The organism is Caulobacter sp. GW822-FHT01G02 (genome assembly GCF_058802865.1).
In genome coordinates this window covers 306,649-325,662 of the sequence record NZ_JBXAON010000003.1, presented here as the reverse complement: position 1 = coordinate 325,662, position 19,014 = coordinate 306,649, and the positions used below count along the sequence as shown (strand labels likewise).

The 19,014-nt window shown below is 66.2% G+C and carries 11 protein-coding genes; 4 read left to right on the top strand and 7 right to left on the bottom strand.

Features of this window, described 5'->3' with window-relative positions:
• Positions 1 to 103 precede the first annotated feature (103 nt).
• Complete coding sequence (locus AC1RNC_RS10455; protein WP_492885988.1) at positions 104 to 3,088, top strand: TonB-dependent receptor domain-containing protein; 2,985 nt, start codon at positions 104 to 106, stop codon at positions 3,086 to 3,088.
• Between the two features lie 225 nt (positions 3,089 to 3,313).
• Here AC1RNC_RS10455 and AC1RNC_RS10450 read toward each other — a convergent pair whose 3' ends face one another.
• The 3 genes from AC1RNC_RS10450 to AC1RNC_RS10440 form a co-directional block, all read right to left on the bottom strand.
• Complete coding sequence (locus AC1RNC_RS10450; RefSeq protein ID WP_492885986.1) at positions 3,314 to 5,614, bottom strand: TonB-dependent receptor; 2,301 nt, start codon at positions 5,612 to 5,614, stop codon at positions 3,314 to 3,316.
• Positions 5,615 to 5,849: 235 nt separating this feature from the next.
• The gene (locus AC1RNC_RS10445; RefSeq protein ID WP_492885984.1) at positions 5,850 to 7,124 is read right to left on the bottom strand and encodes a DUF5690 family protein; all 1,275 of its coding nucleotides are present in this window, start codon (positions 7,122 to 7,124) and stop codon (positions 5,850 to 5,852) included.
• Between the two features lie 28 nt (positions 7,125 to 7,152).
• Positions 7,153 to 7,695, bottom strand: a complete 543-nt coding sequence (locus AC1RNC_RS10440; protein WP_492885982.1) for an HD domain-containing protein — start codon at positions 7,693 to 7,695, stop codon at positions 7,153 to 7,155.
• A gap of 293 nt (positions 7,696 to 7,988) precedes the next feature.
• Between AC1RNC_RS10440 and AC1RNC_RS10435 the strand changes: the two genes are divergently transcribed.
• Both AC1RNC_RS10435 and AC1RNC_RS10430 read left to right on the top strand, forming a co-directional pair.
• Complete coding sequence (locus tag AC1RNC_RS10435) at positions 7,989 to 10,310, top strand: TonB-dependent receptor (RefSeq protein ID WP_492885980.1); 2,322 nt, start codon at positions 7,989 to 7,991, stop codon at positions 10,308 to 10,310.
• Positions 10,311 to 10,399: 89 nt separating this feature from the next.
• Positions 10,400 to 11,533 carry an SGNH/GDSL hydrolase family protein gene (locus AC1RNC_RS10430; RefSeq protein WP_492885978.1) on the top strand — a complete coding sequence of 378 codons (1,134 nt, stop codon included), beginning with the start codon at positions 10,400 to 10,402 and terminating at the stop codon, positions 11,531 to 11,533.
• Here AC1RNC_RS10430 and AC1RNC_RS10425 read toward each other — a convergent pair.
• Positions 11,522 to 12,487, bottom strand: coding sequence for a LysR substrate-binding domain-containing protein (locus tag AC1RNC_RS10425; protein ID WP_492885976.1), 966 nt, complete (start codon positions 12,485 to 12,487; stop codon positions 11,522 to 11,524). The two genes, AC1RNC_RS10430 and AC1RNC_RS10425, sit on opposite strands and share 12 nt — an antisense overlap.
• Before the next feature lie 192 nt (positions 12,488 to 12,679).
• Between AC1RNC_RS10425 and AC1RNC_RS10420 the strand changes: the two genes are divergently transcribed.
• Positions 12,680 to 14,032 (top strand): alkaline phosphatase family protein, encoded by a 1,353-nt coding sequence (locus tag AC1RNC_RS10420; RefSeq protein ID WP_492885975.1) that lies wholly within the window; start codon positions 12,680 to 12,682, stop codon positions 14,030 to 14,032.
• Positions 14,033 to 14,074: 42 nt separating this feature from the next.
• On the opposite strand, the gene uxuA is transcribed toward AC1RNC_RS10420, so the two are convergent.
• The 3 genes from uxuA to AC1RNC_RS10405 form a co-directional block, all read right to left on the bottom strand.
• The gene (gene uxuA / locus AC1RNC_RS10415) at positions 14,075 to 15,238 is read right to left on the bottom strand and encodes a mannonate dehydratase (protein WP_492885973.1); all 1,164 of its coding nucleotides are present in this window, start codon (positions 15,236 to 15,238) and stop codon (positions 14,075 to 14,077) included.
• 17 nt (positions 15,239 to 15,255) lie between these two features.
• Complete coding sequence (locus AC1RNC_RS10410; protein WP_492885971.1) at positions 15,256 to 17,946, bottom strand: glycoside hydrolase family 2 TIM barrel-domain containing protein; 2,691 nt, start codon at positions 17,944 to 17,946, stop codon at positions 15,256 to 15,258.
• An 89-nt stretch (positions 17,947 to 18,035) separates the two neighbouring features.
• A complete protein-coding gene (locus AC1RNC_RS10405) occupies positions 18,036 to 18,845 on the bottom strand; it encodes a FadR/GntR family transcriptional regulator (protein ID WP_492885969.1) in 810 nt (269 codons plus the stop codon).
• Positions 18,846 to 19,014 lie beyond the last annotated feature (169 nt).

Sequence of the window (19,014 nt, the reverse complement as noted above, 5' to 3'; positions counted from 1 at the left end):
GCCAGTCGGATCCCAATCCGTGATCCGGAGCCGCGCATGTGCGCATGCGCGATGTGAGACGCTGGGGAGTACTACCTTGAATACGAAGTCCATCCGGGAGCGCTTGCTCGCTTCCTCCATGATCTGCGGCGCCGCCGTGGCCGTGCTGGGCGCCAGCCAAGCCGCCGCGCAGACCGCGCCCGCGGCCCAAGCCGACCAGACGCAAGTTGAGGAAATTATCGTCACCGGTTCGCTGTTCCGCCGCACCGACACCGAAACCCCGTCGCCGGTCACCGTGCTGACCTCGGAAAACCTGGCCCATGCAGGCATCACCACCGCTGCGGAAGCGATCCGTTCGATCTCGGCCGACGGCGCCGGTTCGATCGGCACCGGCTTCCAGAGCGGTTTCTCGGCCGGCGGCTCGGCCGTGTCGCTGCGCGGTCTGGGCGTTTCGTCGACCCTCGTGCTGGTCGACGGCCTGCGCTCGGCCAACTTCCCGATCAACGACGACGGCCACAACGCCTATGTCGACCTGAACACCATCCCGTTCAGCCTGATCGACCGCATCGAAGTTCTGAAGGACGGCGCCTCGTCGTCGTACGGCGCTGACGCCATCGGCGGCGTGGTGAACCTGAAGCTGAAGAAGACCTTCGTCGGCGTCGCCGGCAGCATGGAAGCCGGCGAAACCGACCGAGGTGATGGCGAGCATAAGCGCGCCGACATCACTTTCGGCTACGGCGACTATGAGGAGTCCGGCTGGAACTTCTATGTCAACGCCGAATATCAGAAGGACGGCCGCGTCACGACGCACTCGCGCGGCTTCCCCTACAACAACCAGGACCTGACCTCGATCGGCGGTCTCGACAACAACTCTGCCGACAGCAATGTCACCTCGGCGACGCCGACCGCGATCGTCGCCCTAGGCACCCAGTCTGACCTGAACAACCCGCTTTCGGGCAGCTCGTCGCTGACCCCGAGCGGCACCTATGTCGACTCCGCCGGCAAGACGCAAAACTACTACAACTACACCGCGCTCAACACGTCGAACTGCACCAACGGCACCTACACGGTGACGACCGGTTCGGCCCGCGGCACGACCTGCAAATGGAACCTGGTCGACACCTACAACCAAGTTCAACCGCTGCAGAAGCGCTACGCCTTCAACGGCCGCCTCAGCATGCGCCTCTCGGAGAACGTCGAGGCCTATGTCACCGGCAGCTATTCGAGCAATGAAGTCGACATCAAGAACCAGCCGCGCACCATCCGTAACACCCAGCCGTTTGGCGCCTCGCCGTCGCTGTCGGGCCTGAACATCGCCCTGCCGGTGTGGATCTGCTCGACCGGGACCAACTGTGCGACGGCGGCTGATCGTCGCCTGAACCCGAACAACCCCTACGCCGCCGCCTTCGCCAGCAATCCGGCCAGCGGCGCCGCGCGAATCTTCTACACGTTCGGCGACATCCCCGCCGGCAGCAATCGCGTCAACGAAGTCATCCGCGGCACGGCTGGCCTGAAGGGCAGCTTCGGCGATGGTTGGAACTGGTCGGTCGACGCTGTCGGCGCCCGTGACAACCTGCGTATCCGCCAGCGCGGGTATCTGAACATCGCTAGCCTGGTGAACGCGATCAACACGGGCTCGTACAACTTCGTCGATCCGTCGAAGAACACCGAGGCCGTGCGCAACGCGATCTCGCCTGACGTCGTGACGAACTCGCACTCGTCGATCATGGCTCTGGACGGCACGATCACCCACAAGCTGTGGACCCTGCCGGGCGGCGACATGATGCTGGCCGTCGGCGGTCAGATCCGTAAGGAAGTCCTGGAGAACAACAACCAGAACGCCCGTCTGGACACCTACGGCCTGACCACCTCGTCGGCCTTCGGCAAGCACACGGTCAAGGCCGGGTTCTTCGAAATCCTGGCGCCAGTCGTCGACAAGTTGGAAATCAACCTGTCGGGTCGTTACGACGACTACTCGGAAGGCTTCAGCCACTTCTCGCCGAAGATCGGCGCCAAGTACACGCCGATGAAGCAACTGGCTTTCCGCGGTACGTATTCGGAAGGCTTCCGCGCCCCGACCTTCGCGGAATCGGGTCCGCGTTCGCAGTACGCCGGTTTCTCGACATATTCGACGCCTGCCTCGTTCCAACTGGCCCACGGTGGCCTGACCAGCGCCGGCAACACCAACCCCTACGCCCAATCCTACTCGCTGGGTTCGGGTCTGGTCGGTAACCCGAACCTGAAGCCGGAAACCTCGCGCAGCTTCACGCTGGGCACCATTGTGCAGCCGACCCGTTGGCTATCGATGACGGTCGACTACTACAACGTCAAGAAGAACAACCTGATCGTCAGCGGCTCGAAGATCTCCGAGGCTCGGGCGGCCTATTATACGAAGACGAACGTGGCTGACGCCTGCGCCGCCGTGGCGGCCGTGGGCGCGGGCTATTCGTGCAACGTGGTGGACTCTCCCGATCCGCTGTACCCGACGGCCTTGCCGCGCATCCTGATCATCAATGCGCCGTTCGAGAACGCCAGCTATTCGCAAACCTCAGGCGTCGACTTCTCGGCCACGGCCAACGTCGGCCTGTGGGCTGACGCCAAGCTGAACAGCCGCGTCGAAGTCACCCACGTGCTGAAGTACGACCTGCACACCGCCGATGGTAAGGTGCAGAAGTACGCCGGCACCCTGGGTCCGTACGAGCTGTCGTCGGGCAACGGTACGCCGAACTGGCGCGCGAACTGGCAGAACACGGTCTCGTGGGACCGCTACACCCTGTCGGCCACCGCCTACTATGTCGGTAAGATCAAGTCGGTCGCGGCCGATGACTACGGCACCACCGACTGCGTGAAGGGCAACCCGTACGCCAACGGCAACACGGATATCGCCAATCGCTTCTGCTACATCAAGAAGTTTGTCTACGTCGACATGAACGGCACGGCCCAGATCAACGATCAGGTCCAACTGTACGCCAATGTCGGCAACGTCTTCGACAAGCGCGCGCCGATTGCTCCGGGCTCGTATGCGTCGAACCCGAACTTCCTGACGACCTTCCATTCGCCCGGCGTGATCGGCCGGACGTTCAAGCTGGGTGTGCGCTTCACCTACTAAGACCTGACGGCCTTCGGGTCGCCAGTCTGGAGACGGGGCCGGTTCCGAAAGGGACCGGCCCTTTCTTTTTGGGCGGAATGTGAGCGGAGCGTCTTCGCCCGACACATCTTCCGAGCTCCCCGGCGAACGCCGGGAAGGTCGGATTTTGGCGAGACCCGCCGCCCCAAAGAAAAAAGCCCCGGAGCGCGGGGCTCCGGGGCTCGAGGTTTTCCGGGGAGGAAGGGTTTACTTCAGCTTGGCGCTGAGCGAGACGCCGACGATGCGGGGCTCGTTGTAGACGGCGGCCATGTAGTTCTCGATCACGCCCTTGAGGTTCTTCTCGTTCGTGATGTTGCGGCCGAACAGGGCGATCTCGTAGCCCTTGTCGAGGTTCTCGTAGCCCAGCTTCAGGCCGCCCTCGAACGAACCCTTGGAGTAGAACTCCTTGGTCTTGTAGAGCACGAAGTTGGTGTAGCCCTGGACGTTCCAGTCGGTGGCCACGAACACGCGGCCGGCCTCGCCGACCGGGATGTCGTAGCGGCCCGTGAAGTTCAGGTTGTACTTCGGGGCGTTCGGCAGCGGCTGGCCGTCGATCTGGGCGAAGGTGTTGGCGCCCACCTTGATCGTCGGGTTTTCGACCGTGCAGACCACCACGCCGTTCAGCGCGCAGACCTGAGCGTAGACGCGCTTATCCTTGATCTCGCTGTGCAGGTAGCTGGCGCCAGCCGTCAGCAGCAGGTTGCGGACCGGACGCCACTCGAGGTCGGCCTCGACGCCGTAGGCTTGCGCCTTGTCGGCGTTGAACAGCACGCCGTTGCCGTTGCTGTCGTTGCCGTTCAGCTGGATGTCCTTGACCTCATAGGTGAAGGCCGAGGCGTTGAAGCGCAGGGTGTTCTCGAGCAGGAAGCTCTTGAAGCCCAGTTCGTACGACTGGATCGTTTCCGAGTCGGCCGTGGTGAAGTCGGCGTTGAACACCGCCGAGCGGCCCTGAATGGTCGGGCCGCGGAAGCCCTTGGCCGCGCGGGCGTAGACGCTGACGTCCGGATTGACCTGGTAGTTGGCCGACAGGTCCCAGCTGACCTGCTCGTCGGCCATGCGCACGTAGCGGCGGCCGCCGTAGGTCGACACGTTGGCGGCGTTGTTCGAGGTCTTCACCAGGACGGTCTTCTTGGCGTCATAGGTGTCGCGCAGACCGCCCGTGATCGTCAGGGCGTCGGTCAGCTGGTAGCTGACCTGGCCGAACACCGCCCACGAGGTGTTCAGGTTGTTCAGGCGCACCCAGTTGTTGGGGTTGTAGCCGGCCGAGGTCGGCAGCAGGAAATAGCCGCGCTGATAGAAGTCGGTGGTGTCGCGCGAGTCGAAGTACAGGCCGCCGACCTGCCACTTCAGCTTGCCTTCGCCGTTGCTGGCCAGGCGGATTTCCTGGGTCAGCTGGTCGAGGTCGCGGATCTGGCCCATCGACTGGCCGAAGCCGTTCGGCACGCCATTGACCGGGAAGTTGGCCGCCGCGCCGCCGTCGGTGTCGCCACGGCTGTAGCCGCTGGTCGACTCATAGGCGCTGATCGAGGTCAGGGTGACCGGACCGAAGTCGTAGTCGATGTGAGCCGAGGTCCCGTAGGTCTTGTAGGCCTGCGGGTTGTTCATGGCCTCGTCGAGCGCGACGCTGTCGCGCGGGGCGGTCGACTTGTTGCTGCCCTTGGTCAGGGCCTGGCGCAGGAACAGGGTCGAGGTGCCGTTGTAGTCGCGGGCGTGGGCCGAGACCAGGACCGACAGCTTGTCGTTCGGCTTGGCCAGCACCTGGATGCGGGCGTCCTTTTCGTCGAAGCCGCCCATGGCGTTCTTCTTCGGCGAGGCGGTGCCGTCGGCGCTGACGCCCGAGAAGGTGTTGTCCACATAGTCGTCGCGGTGCTGGTACAGCACCGAGGCGCGGAACATCAGGCCGTCGGCCAGCGGGCCGCCGACGCCGCCGTCGAAGGTGGTCGTGCCGTAGGTGCCATACGAGGCCGCGAAGCGGGCGTTGAAGTCCTCGCTCGGCTTGATGGTGTCGAACTTGACGATGCCGGCGGTGGTGTTGCGGCCGAACAGCGAGCCTTGCGGGCCGCGCAGCACTTCCACCTGGCCGATGTCGAACAGCGGGTTCGACTTCAGGACCACGTGCTCCATGATCACGTCGTCATGGATGATCGACACCGGCTGCGAGGCGCCGAGGTAGAAGTCGATGTTGCCGAGGCCGCGGATGTAGAAGCGCGGGAAGATCCGGCCCGTGGTGGTTTCGGCGTAGAAGCTGGGGACCTTGCCCGACAGGGCCAGGATGTCGCTGCCGTCGGCGGTGATGGCGCGCAGCTGCTCGCCGGCCACGGCGGCGACCGACAACGGCACCTTCTGCAGGTTTTCCGAGCGGCGCTCGGCGGTGACGACGACTTCGTCCAGCGCCGTCGAGGCGGTGTCGGCCGGAGCGGCCTGCTGGGCGTGGGCGGCGCCGGCGATCAGGGTCGCGGCGGCCGCGCCCAGGAGCAGGGCGAGCTTGTTGGTGTGGGGAGTACGCATGGTGTTTGAGAGACCCTCGTTCGCGGCCTTGATGGCCGTCTAAGACGCGCCGGCGGCGAGGGAGCAAACCTCCCCGCGCCCGAGCGCTGGGGCGCTATAGCGGGGAATCGATGTCGGTTCAGTGAAAGGTTACTTACTTCCGGCGGGGTGTGGCTTTCTTCTGGTGGGGTGTGGCTTTGGCGCCGCTTGGTGGGGGACGGGGACGTCGATCCATCGCCCCAGAAGGACGACGGATCTAAGGCGTCGTCTCTCTTTGTCCCAGGAAACGGCCATAGGAGGCGAGTATCCCAAAGGCGCTCAGAGAAAGGCAGACATAGCTGAGCGCCAGGAAGAACGGCAGCCAGTTGACGTCCGGCAGGGCGAACGCCTTCATCAGGAGGATGAGGACACTGCCCAGGTAGGCCCAGGTGTCGAACAGGTTGACCAGATAGCCGGTGTTCCCGCCGGATCGCAGGGCGGCGATCAGCCGGTCGGCCAGAACCGAGGTGCACGGCACGTAGCCGAGGTAGATCCCCGCGCCCAGGCTGATCATCCAGCCGATGGGGCCGATCATCTTGAGCTGAAACAGGATCGTTGAGGTCAGCGCCAGCGCGACGCCGCCCAGCATGGCCAGATGAACGCGCCGGACGGCCTGGCGATTGTCCTTGACGCGCGCCAGCAGCGCGACCGTCACCAGAACCAGCAGCGCGGCCGGCGCCTCCGACAGGGCCAACACCTGCGGCGCCTTCGCGTAGCCCACCGCCCGCCAGATCTCGACGGCGAAATTGTCCCGGAAGTCGCGGACGGTCGCCAGCAGCGCGAAGGCTCCGCCCAGCAGGAACAGTTCCAGGCGATGCTGCTGAAAGAAGGCCTGGCGGTCGGCCTTGCGCATGGGGACGCGCGCGGTCCTTTCCTCTTTGTCCTGGCTGTCGGGCGCCGGCGTCTGGGCCAGCAGAAATATCGAACAGGCGATGATCGGCAGGAAGATCGCGCCGGCCAGGGCGGGCATCCAGGTGTCGACGACATCGCGCTCGACCAGCAGCCACAGTCCGACGCCCTTCACCACGCCCGAGGAGAGAATAAAGCTCGTGCACAGGCCCGCGCCGAGAATTTCGCTGGTCCGACGCCCTTCCAGATAGCGCAGGACCAGGCTCCAGATCATGCCCAGCGGCAGTCCGTTCAGAAACATCGCGAACGGCTTCAAGGCCGTCGGCAGCACGGCGAACAGGACCAGGGAAAGCTCGCTCAGGCCGATCAACGCCAAGATCAGCCACCCCCGTCCCCGATCGTCGGCCTCGGCGACGATCCTTATGCCTAGGGCCTTGGAGAGCGTGTAGCCGAGCACCTGGCTCAGGATGAGGCTGGCCTTGAAGTCGAAGGCGAAGGGCCAGCCGACGATATGATCATAGGTCGCGGCGGTGAACGGCTTGCGAAACGCGTACATGCAGAAATAGGTCGCGAACGCGAACGACAGGGCCCAGGGCGCGACCAGCCCGCGACGCTCTCGCAGAAAGTTCCTCAGGCCATCCATCGCGCACTCCGTCAGCGCCGTGAGACTTTCAGGCTCGTCGCGCGCAGGCGCGCAGAGCGTCGCGCCAGGCGTCAAGGCCCGGGACGACCTTGCCGACAACCTTGGCGGCGTCGTCGGCTTCCCGAAGGCGCAGGGCGTCGTCGCGATGGGGATCGCTGGCGAACTGGGTGATTTCGGCCGCGTTCATGTCGCCGCCCTGCAGCTCGAAACTGCGCAGGCTGGTGGGGGACAGGCGATCGCGATAGGCGCGCTCAGTGGTCACCAGATACCGCTTGGCCGCGACGTGCAGGGCGACCAGCGCATTCACCCGATCGTTCATCACATCGCGTAGCGCGTGGGCGCCGAACTCGGCGTGGTCGCGGATGTGGCACAGGCCGTGAGCGACATCGTGCAGCAAGCCCGCCACCTGCAACTCGACGTCATCGGGTCGCATCGCCTTCAGCACCTCGGCGCATTGCAGTCCGTGGTCGAGTTCGCTCAGCTCCGGCGCCTCGCACGGCCGGTTGGCCATCTCTTCCAGGAAGGCGTCAAGCGCCTCGAGCGTTGGGAAATAGGCCTTCATCTCAGTCATCGGGCGCTCCTCGCTTTGGGAGAATGATGGCGCCGTCGTATCAATTAGAGAAATTGATATCAAGATTTATTGGATCATAAAAATCTATAATTTGGCTCTGCCTTGGGCGGGTTGCTTCAACAGATACAGGCGAACCAGGGCCGCTTCGTCAGCGTAAATCGGGGTTTTCGCGTCGGGCCAGCACCGACGCTGCGGGCCATCACATTAGTTTCATGGATTTATGAATATCTACTCATCAAGAAATCCGATCAACCGACACGCCCATGCGTGTCAGGCAAATCCTTGGGGGCCCCATGAACAGGTTTGGACCATCGCTCATCGCCATCGCGACCGCGCTCGCCGCGGCCGCCAGCCCGGCGCTCGCCGAGACCCGCGACGACTCCGCGGAGCCGGCGAAGGCTTCGCAAGCCATCGAGGAAATCGTCGTCACGGCGCAGCGGCGCGAGGAGAAGCTGCAATCGGTTCCGGTCTCGATCCTGGCCTTCACGGCCAAGCGGATCGACCAGCTGAACGCGGTCAGCCTCGACAATCTGGAGCGCGCGGCGCCGGGCGTCACCTTCGCCGTCAACCGGGCCAAGACGGTTGGCCAGATCGGCATGCGCGGCGTCGTCGACTACGCCAGCACGCCGGGCTATGACGCGCGCGTGGGCGCCTATCTGGACGGCGTCTACATCAAGCGTTCCTACGCCGACAACCAGACCCTGCTGGGCATGGAGCGGGTTGAATTCCTTCGGGGTCCCCAAGGCACGACCTTCGGCATGAACACCGACGCCGGGGCCATCAGCTTCATCACCCGGAAGCCCGACTTGGGCGATCTGGGCGGCGAGGCCGTCGGCGAGTTCGGCAGCTTCAGCCACCGCCGCTTCGGGGCGCGCGTGAACCTGCCGCTTATCAAGGACAAGCTCGCCCTGGCCGTGACCGCCACCAGCGAGACGTCGGACGGCTTCATCGACAACATCTACCTCGACCGGTCCTATGGCGGGGTGGATCGGCGCTCGTTGCGCGCGCAGCTGCGCTATCAGCCGAACGCGGATGTCGAGATCAATCTGCAGTATTCGGGCCTGTGGGACGACAACAAGTCCATCTGGACCATCGGCGTCTGGTCGCCCGCGCAGTGGGCGAGCTTCCAGAAGCTCTATCCGAAATTCAGCGGCCTGCCGCTGCCCGGCGACCTCCAGATCGCCGACAGCAACGACCAGGGCGAGACGGGCCGGTCGCAGTTCTTCATCGGCTCCGTCGACTGGCGCCTGAGCGAGGGGCTCAAGCTGACCTCGATCAGCGCCTACCAGACCGAGCGCTTCCAGCAGATTTCCGACGCCACCGACCTGCCGGCCCCGGGGCGCGTCTACGACCTCAACCAGACCTCGCGCCAGTTCAGCCAGGAGCTGCGCCTGTCGAGCGACGCCGCCCAGCCGCTCAGCTTCATCGCCGGGCTGTATTACCAGGATGGCAAGAACGGCGCCGACACCCGCTACTATCTGGGCTCGGAGTTCGCGGCCCTGACCTTCTGGAGCCGAGGCGTCGCCGAGGCCGCCATTCCCGCCGCGGTGGCCGCTTCGCCGCTGCGGCTGTACAACAACACCGTCATCCACGCGCCCGCGACGGTGTCGGACCAGTCCTACGCGGCCTACGGCTCGCTGCTCTACCGGCCGACCCCTGATGTGGAGATCGGCGCGGGCGCCCGCTATTCGGTGATCCGCAAGACGCTCGAGCACTTCTCGGAAAACGATCCGCTGCGCGCCGACCCGACCAACGCGGCCAACCTGGCCTACGCCTCCTTCGCCCAGTTCTCCGACCAGACCGACAAGCAGACCTTCCGGGCGTTCACGCCCAAGGTCTCGATCAGCTACCATCCGACGGAGGACGCCACCCTGTTCGCCAGCGTGTCCAAGGGCTTCAAGGCGGGCGGCTGGAACACCGGCGTGATCACCCAGGCCGTGTTCAACGCCGGCCTGCGGCTCGGGGACGAATCCTCCACCAACTACGAGATCGGGCTCAAGTCCGAGTGGTTCGCGCGACGCCTGCGCTTCAACGCGACCGGCTTCTGGGAGGATTTCACCGGCTTCCAGGTGTCGCAATGGACGCCAACCGTGAACGGGTCGTCGGTCGCGCGCCTGGCCAACGCCGGCAAGGCGCGGTCGAAGGGCGTCGAGGCCGAGGTGGAGGCGATCCCCCTGCAAGGGCTCAGCCTGACCGCCAATTTCGCCTATACTCGCGCGCGGTTCACCGATTTCTTGAACTGCAACGGGCTCAACACGAACTGCACCGGCAATCGGTTGCCCTATGCGCCGGACTACAAGCTCTATCTGGCTGGCGCCTATGAGCGGCCGATCACGCCGGCGCTGAAAGCCTTTGTCGGCGGCGGCTATGCGATGGAGACGTTCTCGTACGCCAACGTGGTCAACGCGGTTCGGGAATATATTCCCCACCACTATTCCTTCGACGCCAAGATCGGCGTGGCGGCCCTGGACGAGCGCTGGTCCCTGACCGTGTTCAGCAACAACGTCACCGACCGCCTGAACCAGGTCTATTCGCAGAACGGCGCCTATGGCGACCAGATCCGCTTCTTCCGCGAACCGCGGTCCTATGGCGCGACCTTCAAGCTGCGCTATTGATCTGACATACGGCCATCGCTCCGCCGGGGCGGTGGCCCGTTCGCCAGACATTCCGCTCTCGCCGCCCCCTGTTCTGGAAGCCGCACGCCTTGCGAACCCTGGATCTGACCGATGACCTCGTTCGCGGCGCCGTGACCTGGGCGCGGTCGACGGAAGGTCTTAGCCTGTCGCGACTCCCCGCCACCGCCGAGGGGAGGGACCCTGACCCCCAGCTGGTGCTGACGGCGAGCATGGCCGCCGGGATGCGGCTGCGGCTGGACAGCGACACGCGGGCGCTGGAACTGGACGCGGAAGCGACCGGACTCCGCTATGTCGGCGGCGCGCGACGGCCGGTCGCGTTCGACCTGTTTGTCGATGATCGCCTGTTCGAGCGCCGCGTCGCGGCCGACGGGCCAACCCTGCTGGTCGACTTCGGGCGGCTTCCGCCCGAGGTGACGCGGCAGGCGGGGCCGACCACGCGCCTTCGCTTCGCCCCTCTGCCGCCAGGCCTGAAGCGGCTCGAACTGTGGCTGCCTCAGAACGCGGCGATCACCCTCAAGGCTCTGCGGGTGGACGCGGACGCCCTGGTCGCGCCACCGCCCGGCGCCCAGCGGCGATGGCTGCACTACGGCAGTTCGATCAGCCACGGCAAGGAGGCCGAGGGGCCCAGCGACTGCTGGCCCGCCGTGGCGGCGCGGGGGCTGGACCTGGATCTCACCTCGCTGGGCTATAGCGGCAACTGCCTGCTCGAGGGCTTCGTCGCCCGGGCGATGGCGCGGAGCGACGCTGACATCCTGACCCTGGAGATCGGCGTCAACGTCATCACGACCGACGCCATGCGCGAGCGAGCCTTCATTCCCGCGGTTCACACCTTTCTCGACATCATTCGCCGCGAGCGGCCGGATGTCCCGATCATGGTCATCTCGCCGATCCACTCGGGCGTCTTCGAAACCCACCCAGGGCCCGCGCGGCGCACGGCCGAGGGCGTGGCGCCGCCGCCGCGTCCGGCCAACCTGGCCGAGGGCGCGTTGACCGCCGCCTCGGCGCGCCGTCTGCTTGAAGGCCTGGTCGACCGTCGCCGGGCGCAGGGCGACCGGCGGCTGCACTACCGCGACGGGCGTCTGCTGCTGGGCGACCAGGAGGCCGGCCTGCTCATCGACGGCCTGCATCCGTCCGCCGCCGGACAACAGCTGATGGGGCGACGCGCCACGCCGATCGTCGAACGCCTGCTTTCAGACGACTGAGTCCCCGACGGGCTCGGCGCGCGCGGCTTGCGAAGCGGTCAGCAGCGACGGCGCGGCGGGCTGCTTGCGTTCCACCAGATCGACAAAGGCGCGAACGGCGGGCAGATCGCACAGCGTTTCCGGATAGATCAGATAGGTGCCCGCGACGAGTTGCGGCTCGATCGGAATGAAGCTCACCCGGGAGTCGAAATTGGCTTCCGAGTTGAAGACGATGCCGGCGCCGACGCCGGCCGCGACCGCTTCGCGAACGCTTTCACGGCTATGAATGGTCAGGCGGACGTCTGGCGTCAGTCCCTTTTCCGCGCAGGCGCTCTCGAAGATCCGCCGCGTGATCGACCCCTGCTCGCGCATGACCAGGGGCAGCGTCGCCAAGGTCTCGAGATCGATCGCGGAGCGCCCCGCCAGCGCGTCGCCGGCCGGCAGCCAGGCGCACAGGTGGATGGCCTCGATCAGGCGGCAGTTGAAATCGGTCACCGCCTGCGGCAGGCCGGCGATGGCGATATCGATGCGGTTCTGCTCCAGCAGGCGCAGAAGATCGTCCGAGTTGCCGGCGATGGTGTGGACATCGACGCCGGGGTGATCGCGCATGAACATGCCGATCAGCGATAGCGCGCATCGGGGCGCGCTGATGCCGATCCGGATCTGGCCCAACTCAAGCTGCTTGAACTGGTCCAGACTGGCCTCCAGTTCGTTCACGCGGCTAAGGATGATCCGCACGCGCGTATAGACGTCCCGGCCCACCGAGGTCAGTTCGGGCTTGGGCCGCCTGTGGAACAGGGTCGCCCCCAGCATTTCCTCCACGCTGGCGATCTGAAACGAAACCGTGGGCTGGGCGATCTCCAGCTGTTTGGCCGCGTTGGAAAAGCTGCCCGTTTCGGCGACGGTCACGAAGGTCCGCAGGACCTGCAGACTCAGCGCGCCCAAGCCGCGCTTGCCGTCTTTCTTCTGTTCCATTCAAAACTCCGATGCGCGCGCTCGCCTGATGGATCCTCCCCGGACGCCGAGGACTCATGGCGCGGGCGCGGGCCGATCATGCCGGTCGGGGCGTCCGACGCCAACCGTCCTTGAAATCAATATATATAATCATGGATATGTTACATATTGAATTTATGTATCCCGCAATCGCTTGAGAACGAGGGAAATCGAATGCGTTCGCTGATCCGGTTCGCGGCCCTGATCGCCGCCCTGACGGTTGCATCCGGCTCAATCGCCAGAGCCAGTTCACTGGTGGTCATCTCGATCGACGGCATGCGCCCAAGCGAGATCACCGGTCTGAAGGCCGGCGACCCCGACCTGCCCAACCTTCGCGGCTTTCTGCGGGAGGGCAGCTATGCGGAGTCGGTTCGAAACGAAACGCCGACCCTGACCCTGCCCAACCATGTTTCCCTGGTCACCGGCGTCGGGCCGGAGGAGCATGGCGTTGTCGACAACCTGGTGTTCGACCCTCTGCATCCGAAGGCCAATCAGTACTACTGGTACGCGCAGGACATCCGGACGCCGACGCTGTGGACTCGGGTCAAGCAGCACGGCGGAACCGTCGCCAGCGTCAACTGGCCCGTGACGGTCGGCGCCGCCGACATCGATTTCAACATCCCCCTGTACTGGCGCGACCAGACCCTTGAGGACGTCAAGCTGATCCGCGCCCTGTCGACGCCCGGACTGGTCGACGAACTGGAAAAAAAGACCGGCTCGAAGCTGGCGCAGGCGATCATGCACACGCCGGATTCCGATCGCGTCGCGGGTCGCTTCGCCGCCGAGATCCTGAAGTCGCGTCATCCGCGACTGCTGCTGATCAACTTCTCGGCCTTCGATCACGCGCAGCATCTGTCCGGTCCGGACAGCCCGGAGGCCAAGGCGGCCTTGCGGAATGTCGACCAGGTCGTGGGCGCGCTGGCGGAGGCGGCGAGAGCCGCCGACCCCGGCGCCGTCGTGGCCGTCGTGTCCGATCACGGCTTCGCGCCGCTGCACGACGACGTGAACCTGCTGCAAGCCTTTGCCGACGCGGGGCTCGCGCGGCTCAACCGGGACAAGTCCCAGTTCGAATCCTGGGAGGCCATGCCTTGGGGCGGGGCCTCCGCGTCTGTGTATCTCGCGCGTCCGGGCGACCCTGACCTTCAGCAGAGGGTTCGCGCCTTCCTGACCGATCTCAAGAAAGACCCGTCGTTTCATATTCGCGATGTGGCGGACCTGACCAAGACGCCGGCCTATGCCGCTGGCCGCGCGCCGGCGTTCCGGCTCGGCTTCGAGATCGGCTTCGAAATGGGCCGCGATCCGGCCGCGCCTCGGGTTTCGCCAAGCCGCTATCGGGGCATGCATGGCTATCCCGCCGACTATCCGGAAATGCGCTCGGCGTTCTTCATCCAGGGCGGCGCCGTGCCCAAGGGGCGCAACTTGGGGACCATCCGCATGGAGAGCATCGCCCCGACCCTGGCCGCCGTGATGGGTCTGCCGGCGACGGGTGACGTTCTCTTCAAGGGCGACTCGACTTCGCCTCGGTGAACGCCCAGTTCCGCGAGGCAAGCCAACGGCGGTTACGGCAGGCTAGCCATCCAGCGCATGGGCGATGCCGCGCTCCATGCCCCGCAGTTCGGCCAGTCCCCTCAGGCGGCCGATGAGGGAGTAGCCGGGATTGGTGGTCCTGTTCAGGTCGTCGATCATCTGGTGACCATGGTCCGGGCGCATCGGGATCGAACGCCGCTCTCGGGTCGAGACGTGATGGACGGCCGTGATGACCTTGGCCATCTCAGCGTCGCCTTCCAGGTGCGCGGCCTCGTGGAAGGCGCCATGGGCCTCGCGTTGGATCGAGCGCAGGTGCAGGAAGGCGATGCGCGAGCCCAGGCGCTCGATCATGCCCGGCAGGTCGTTGTCGGGGCGGACACCCAGCGAACCGACACAGAAGCAGACGCCATTGGACGGATTGGGAACCGCCGCGATCAGCGCGTCGAAGTCGGCCTCGGTGCTGACGACGCGCGGCAGGCCGAAGATCGGGAAGGGCGGATCGTCCGGGTGGACCGCCAGCCGCAGGCCCAGGGCGTCGGCGGTGGGGCAGACGGCCTTGAGGAAGGCGATGTGATTGGCGCGCGCCTGCTCGGCGTCGACGCCGTCATAGCGCTGGATCGCCTGCAGGAACGCCCCGGCGGTAAAGGTCTCCTCGGCGCCGGGCAGGCCGGCGATGATCGTCCGCTCCAGGCGCTCGCGCTCGTCGCGGGACAGCGAGACGTAGTGGACCGCCGCGCGCTCCAGCGTGCCGACGTCGTAGTCGCGCTCGGCGTCGGGCCGGCGCAGGATGAACAGGTCGAAGGCCGCGAGGGCGTCCAGCTCGAAGCGCAGGGCCAGGGCGCCGTCGGGCAGGCGCCAGGCCAGGTCCGTGCGCGTCCAGTCCAGCAGCGGCATGAAGTTGTAGGTGACGACCTTCACGCCCTCGGCCGCGAGGTTCATCAGGCTCTGGCGGTAGTTTTCGACGAGTTCGTCCCACCTGGGGCCGCCGGTCTTCAGGTCCTCATGCACCGGCAGGCTCTCGACCACCGTCCAGCCCAGCCCGGCGGCCTCGATCATGGCGCGGCGTTCGGCGATCAGGGCGCGGGGCCAGACCGCGCCGTTGGGGATCTCGTGCAGGGCGGTGACCACCTCCGTGGCGCCGGCTTGCCGGATACCGGCGAGCGAAACCGGATCCGCGGGCCCGAACCAGCGCATGGTCTGCGTCATCAACACGTCTTGGGTTCCTATGGCTTGGCGGCGGGGAGGGGCGTGATCTCGATCGCGGAGACCACCGCCTCGCCCTTGGTGGGGTTGAACTCCAGCGTCAGGCCCTGGTCGCCGGCGCCGGTCTCGAACGTCTTGATCAGCGCCTTGAGCGGACCGCCGGCCTGCGCCGAAACATCAAGGTCGCCCAGCATCCGCGCGCCGTTGGCGACGACGTCGAAGCGCCGCTCGCTGCTCGCCAGCTTGGGCTCGACGAAGGTGAGGCTCACGCGATAGCGGCCGGGCGCGACCGGGATCGCATAGGCGAAGCGGCCCTGGCGATAGCTGGCGGCCACGTCGATCTCGTCGGTTCCGCTGATCTGGGCCCGCGCGGCGGGACGTCCGTAGTCGGCCGGGGTATTGGCCGACAGAGCCTCGCCGCCCTTGAAGAAGGCGTCGGAGCCGAAAGCCGTGGCCTTGCCCGCGCCGACGATCGCGCCCGCGTCGATGCGGAACGCCGCCGCGGCGTCGGCCGGACGTTTCCAGGTGATGCGATCCTCGACGGGCCGGCCGCCGAACCGGGCGCGGGCGACCAGGACGTTTTCGCCGGGCGCCAGGCGCACGCCCGGCCAGACGCAGATCCGTAGCGGACAGTCGCTCAGCGACCCCAGAGAGTGGCCGTTGAGCGTCAGCTCGGTGGTCGCGCCGTTCGAATAGACCCGCACATCGGTGACCGGATAGGCGCGGTCGACATAGCGTCGGCCGTTGATGTGCACCGTCGGCGTGGTCGCCCAGTTGGCCTTGTAGAAGTACCAGGCGTCCTTGCGGATCTTGCGGTCGTAGGTGACCAGGCCCTTGGTGTTGATGTCGTCGGCGTCGCCCTCGTGACGGATCGTGGTGGCGAAGTCGAAGGCGTTCCAAAGCCATGTGCCCCAAAGATAGGGGCGCCGCGACAGGGCCGCCCAGGCGGTTTCGTGAATGTAGCTCTCGTACTCCTCGGGCTGCGTGCGGCCGCGGGAGTCGATCGGGCCGCCCAGGACATCGTCGGTGTGGAGGGTCACCGCGCCGCCAGCGCCATACTCCGTCACCGACAGGGGCTGGCGCGGACGCTTGGCGCGCAGGGCGTCCAGGTGCGGGCCAAGGTCGCCCGGCGCGCCGAAATACCAGCCGAAATAGCGGTTGGCGCCGCCCAGGTCGGCGGCCTCGGCCGTGGTCGGCACATCGACGCCGGCGGCGAAGACCCGGCCCTCGCAGCACGTCGCCAGCGCCGTGGGGCGTCCCGGATCTTCCTGATGGGCCAGGTCGTTCAGCGCCTTCAGCAACGACATCGGATCGGGCGCCTTGCCGTCCTTGTACCCCGTCAGGAAGGCCGGGAACGAGTTGCCGAAATCGACTTCGTTGGCGATGCCCCAGGTGGCGACCGAGGCGTGATTGTAGTTCTGCCGGATCAATTCCTTGAGCTGTTGGCGCGCGTTCTCGATCAGGGCCGGGGTCGGCTCGAGCGCGCCGCCGAGGGTCCAGGCCGAGACCAGCGGGATCTCGTCCCAAAGCACGAAGCCATACTTGTCGGCGAGGTCGTGGATGGTCTGGCCATGCTGGTAATGAGTCAGGCGGATGGTGTTGGCGCCCATCTCGCGCAGGGTCGCCATGTCGTCCTCGACATCGGCGGGGCTGATCGCCCAGCCCTTGCCCTCGCGGTCCTGGTGGTAGCCGACCCCGTGCAGGCGATAGGGCTTTCCATTCAGCAGAAAGCCCCGATCGGGATCGACCGCCATCTGGCGCACCCCGAACGGCGTCGAGACCCGATCGAGCACCCGGCCGTCGGCGGCGACCAGATCGGTCTCCAGGCGGTAGAGATACGGGTCGGCCACGCCGTTCCACGGATGCGGATTGATCAGCGACAGGGTGAGGGTCGCCTCCTGGGCGCCCTTGGCGGGCAGGGCCGTGGTCGTGCTGGCTTGAGCGGCCAAGCGCCCCGAGGCGTCGTAGAGCTTGCTCACCATGCGGGCGGCCAGGGCTCCGACCATCTCGTTGCGGAGTTTGCCGCGAACCTGGATCTCGGCCCTGGCGGGCGAAAGCGTGGTGGTGTTCGCATAGACGCCGGCGCCGCCGAAATCGAGCATGTCGAAATGGGCGGCGTTGGTGAGCACGAGGCTGACAGGGCGGTAGAGGCCGCCATGCACGAAGAAGTCGCCGGTCAGGGGCAGATTGTCGGCCGTGGAAGAGCCGGGCGCGGGTTTGCTGTTGTCGGTGCGCACGACCAGCAGGTTCTGACCTTCGCCTCGCAGGGCGTCCGTGGCGTCGAGGCGGAAGCGCGAGAAACCGCCCTGGTGCTCACCCAGATAGACCCCGTTCAGCCAGACCTTGGCGGCGCGGCTGGCGGCGTCGAACTGCAGGTAGGCGCGGCGGCCCTCCAGCTTGGGCGCGGCGAACGCCAGCCGGTACCAGCCCACGCCCTGGGTCTTGTTGACGGTCTCGGCCTTGTGGGTGCGCTCGACCGGACCGGGCAGGTAGACGCCGACCCGGTTCCAGGTGTGCGGCACGGCGACCCGCTGCCAGTCCTGGTCGTCGAAGGCGGGGTTCTCGGCGCCGCTCAGGGCGTCGTCCTGGCGAAAGCGCCAGTTCTCGGCCAGGGCGGTCTCGGCCCGCACCGGGGCGGCCCGCGACTCGGCCCGTACGATCGCCGGGGCGATGAGGCTCATCATCGCCGTGGCCAGCAGCAATCGTCTCATCGGCATCCCTCCCAGTCGCCACCTGATGGTTGCGTTGGAGCGAGCTTAGCGCCTTAAATCAAATCTGCCAGATCAATTTGAAAAATTGGTCAGTCAGATTTTTCGGGCAAGGCGGTGGAGAAGCGCGCGCGCACGCCCGCGGCCGTCCGGCGCGCTTCCTCCAGCGCCAGTTCTTCGGTCGTGAAGAGCAGGTGATCCATCACGGCGGCGAGGTGGGCGCGCATGGCGGCGCGGGCGGCTTGCGGATCCCGGGCCTTGAGCGCCTCGACGATGCGACGGTGCTCGGCCACGACGGGGCGGATCTTGGCGCTGCGGGCCTTGTTGTGAAGCAGCGCGCAAGCCGGGGACGTCGAGCGCAGGCGCCACAGCTCCTCGATCATCAGCACGATCCCGGCGTTGCGCGTCGCCTGGGCGATGGTCATGTGGAACGCCCGGTCGGCGTCCTCCGTCACCTTGGGGCGAAGGTTTTCGACGGCCATTTCATCCAGCAGCATTTCAAGCCGGGCGATCTCGTCGTCGTTGATATGGTTGGCCGCCAGCGCGGCGGCCTCGCCTTCGAACGCCAGTCGCGTCTCCGTCAGTTCGAAGGCGGTGATGGCGAAGCCGGGGTGGTCTTCGCGGCCTGGCAGTCGGCGAACATAGGCGCCCGAGCCCACGCGAATATCGATATAGCCTTGCACCTCGAGCGCGATCAGCGCCTCGCGCACCGCGGGCCGGCTGGCGCCGTACTCGGCGCAAAGCTCGCGCTCGGCGGGCAGGCGGCTGCCGATCTCGTAACGCCCCGCGATCAGGTCGTCGAACACATGCCGAGCCAATCTCTGGTAGATGCGGTCTCCGCTCGCGGTGGTGTCGCCGGCGGGGTTCGCCTTCTCCACGTCCCCCTTTGCGCGCGCCGCCATTCGGTGTCTCCCAAGTCATCATCGGCCTGTATTTGCGCGCCCAGGCTGTCGGCCGGGGTGGCGCGCTAGTCGATTGTGGCCTGGATCGCTCAGGTTGTCAGGCAAAAAGAGGTTGACGCCACGACCCTAAATCCAAAAATTGGTAAGACAGATTAAGCGCGACCGGACA

Bases quoted from the DNA above. Each gene is read 5' to 3' on its own strand.
- AC1RNC_RS10450 (WP_492885986.1), bottom strand. From the start codon at position 5,614: ATGCGTACTCCCCACACCAACAAGCTCGCCCTGCTCCTGGGCGCGGCC.
- AC1RNC_RS10445 (WP_492885984.1), bottom strand. From the start codon at position 7,124: ATGGATGGCCTGAGGAACTTTCTGCGAGAGCGTCGCGGGCTGGTCGCG.
- AC1RNC_RS10440 (WP_492885982.1), bottom strand. From the start codon at position 7,695: ATGACTGAGATGAAGGCCTATTTCCCAACGCTCGAGGCGCTTGACGCC.
- AC1RNC_RS10435 (WP_492885980.1), top strand. From the start codon at position 7,989: ATGAACAGGTTTGGACCATCGCTCATCGCCATCGCGACCGCGCTCGCC.
- AC1RNC_RS10425 (WP_492885976.1), bottom strand. From the start codon at position 12,487: ATGGAACAGAAGAAAGACGGCAAGCGCGGCTTGGGCGCGCTGAGTCTG.
- AC1RNC_RS10420 (WP_492885975.1), top strand. From the start codon at position 12,680: ATGCGTTCGCTGATCCGGTTCGCGGCCCTGATCGCCGCCCTGACGGTT.
- uxuA (WP_492885973.1), bottom strand. From the start codon at position 15,238: ATGACGCAGACCATGCGCTGGTTCGGGCCCGCGGATCCGGTTTCGCTC.
- AC1RNC_RS10410 (WP_492885971.1), bottom strand. From the start codon at position 17,946: ATGAGACGATTGCTGCTGGCCACGGCGATGATGAGCCTCATCGCCCCG.
- AC1RNC_RS10405 (WP_492885969.1), bottom strand. From the start codon at position 18,845: ATGGCGGCGCGCGCAAAGGGGGACGTGGAGAAGGCGAACCCCGCCGGC.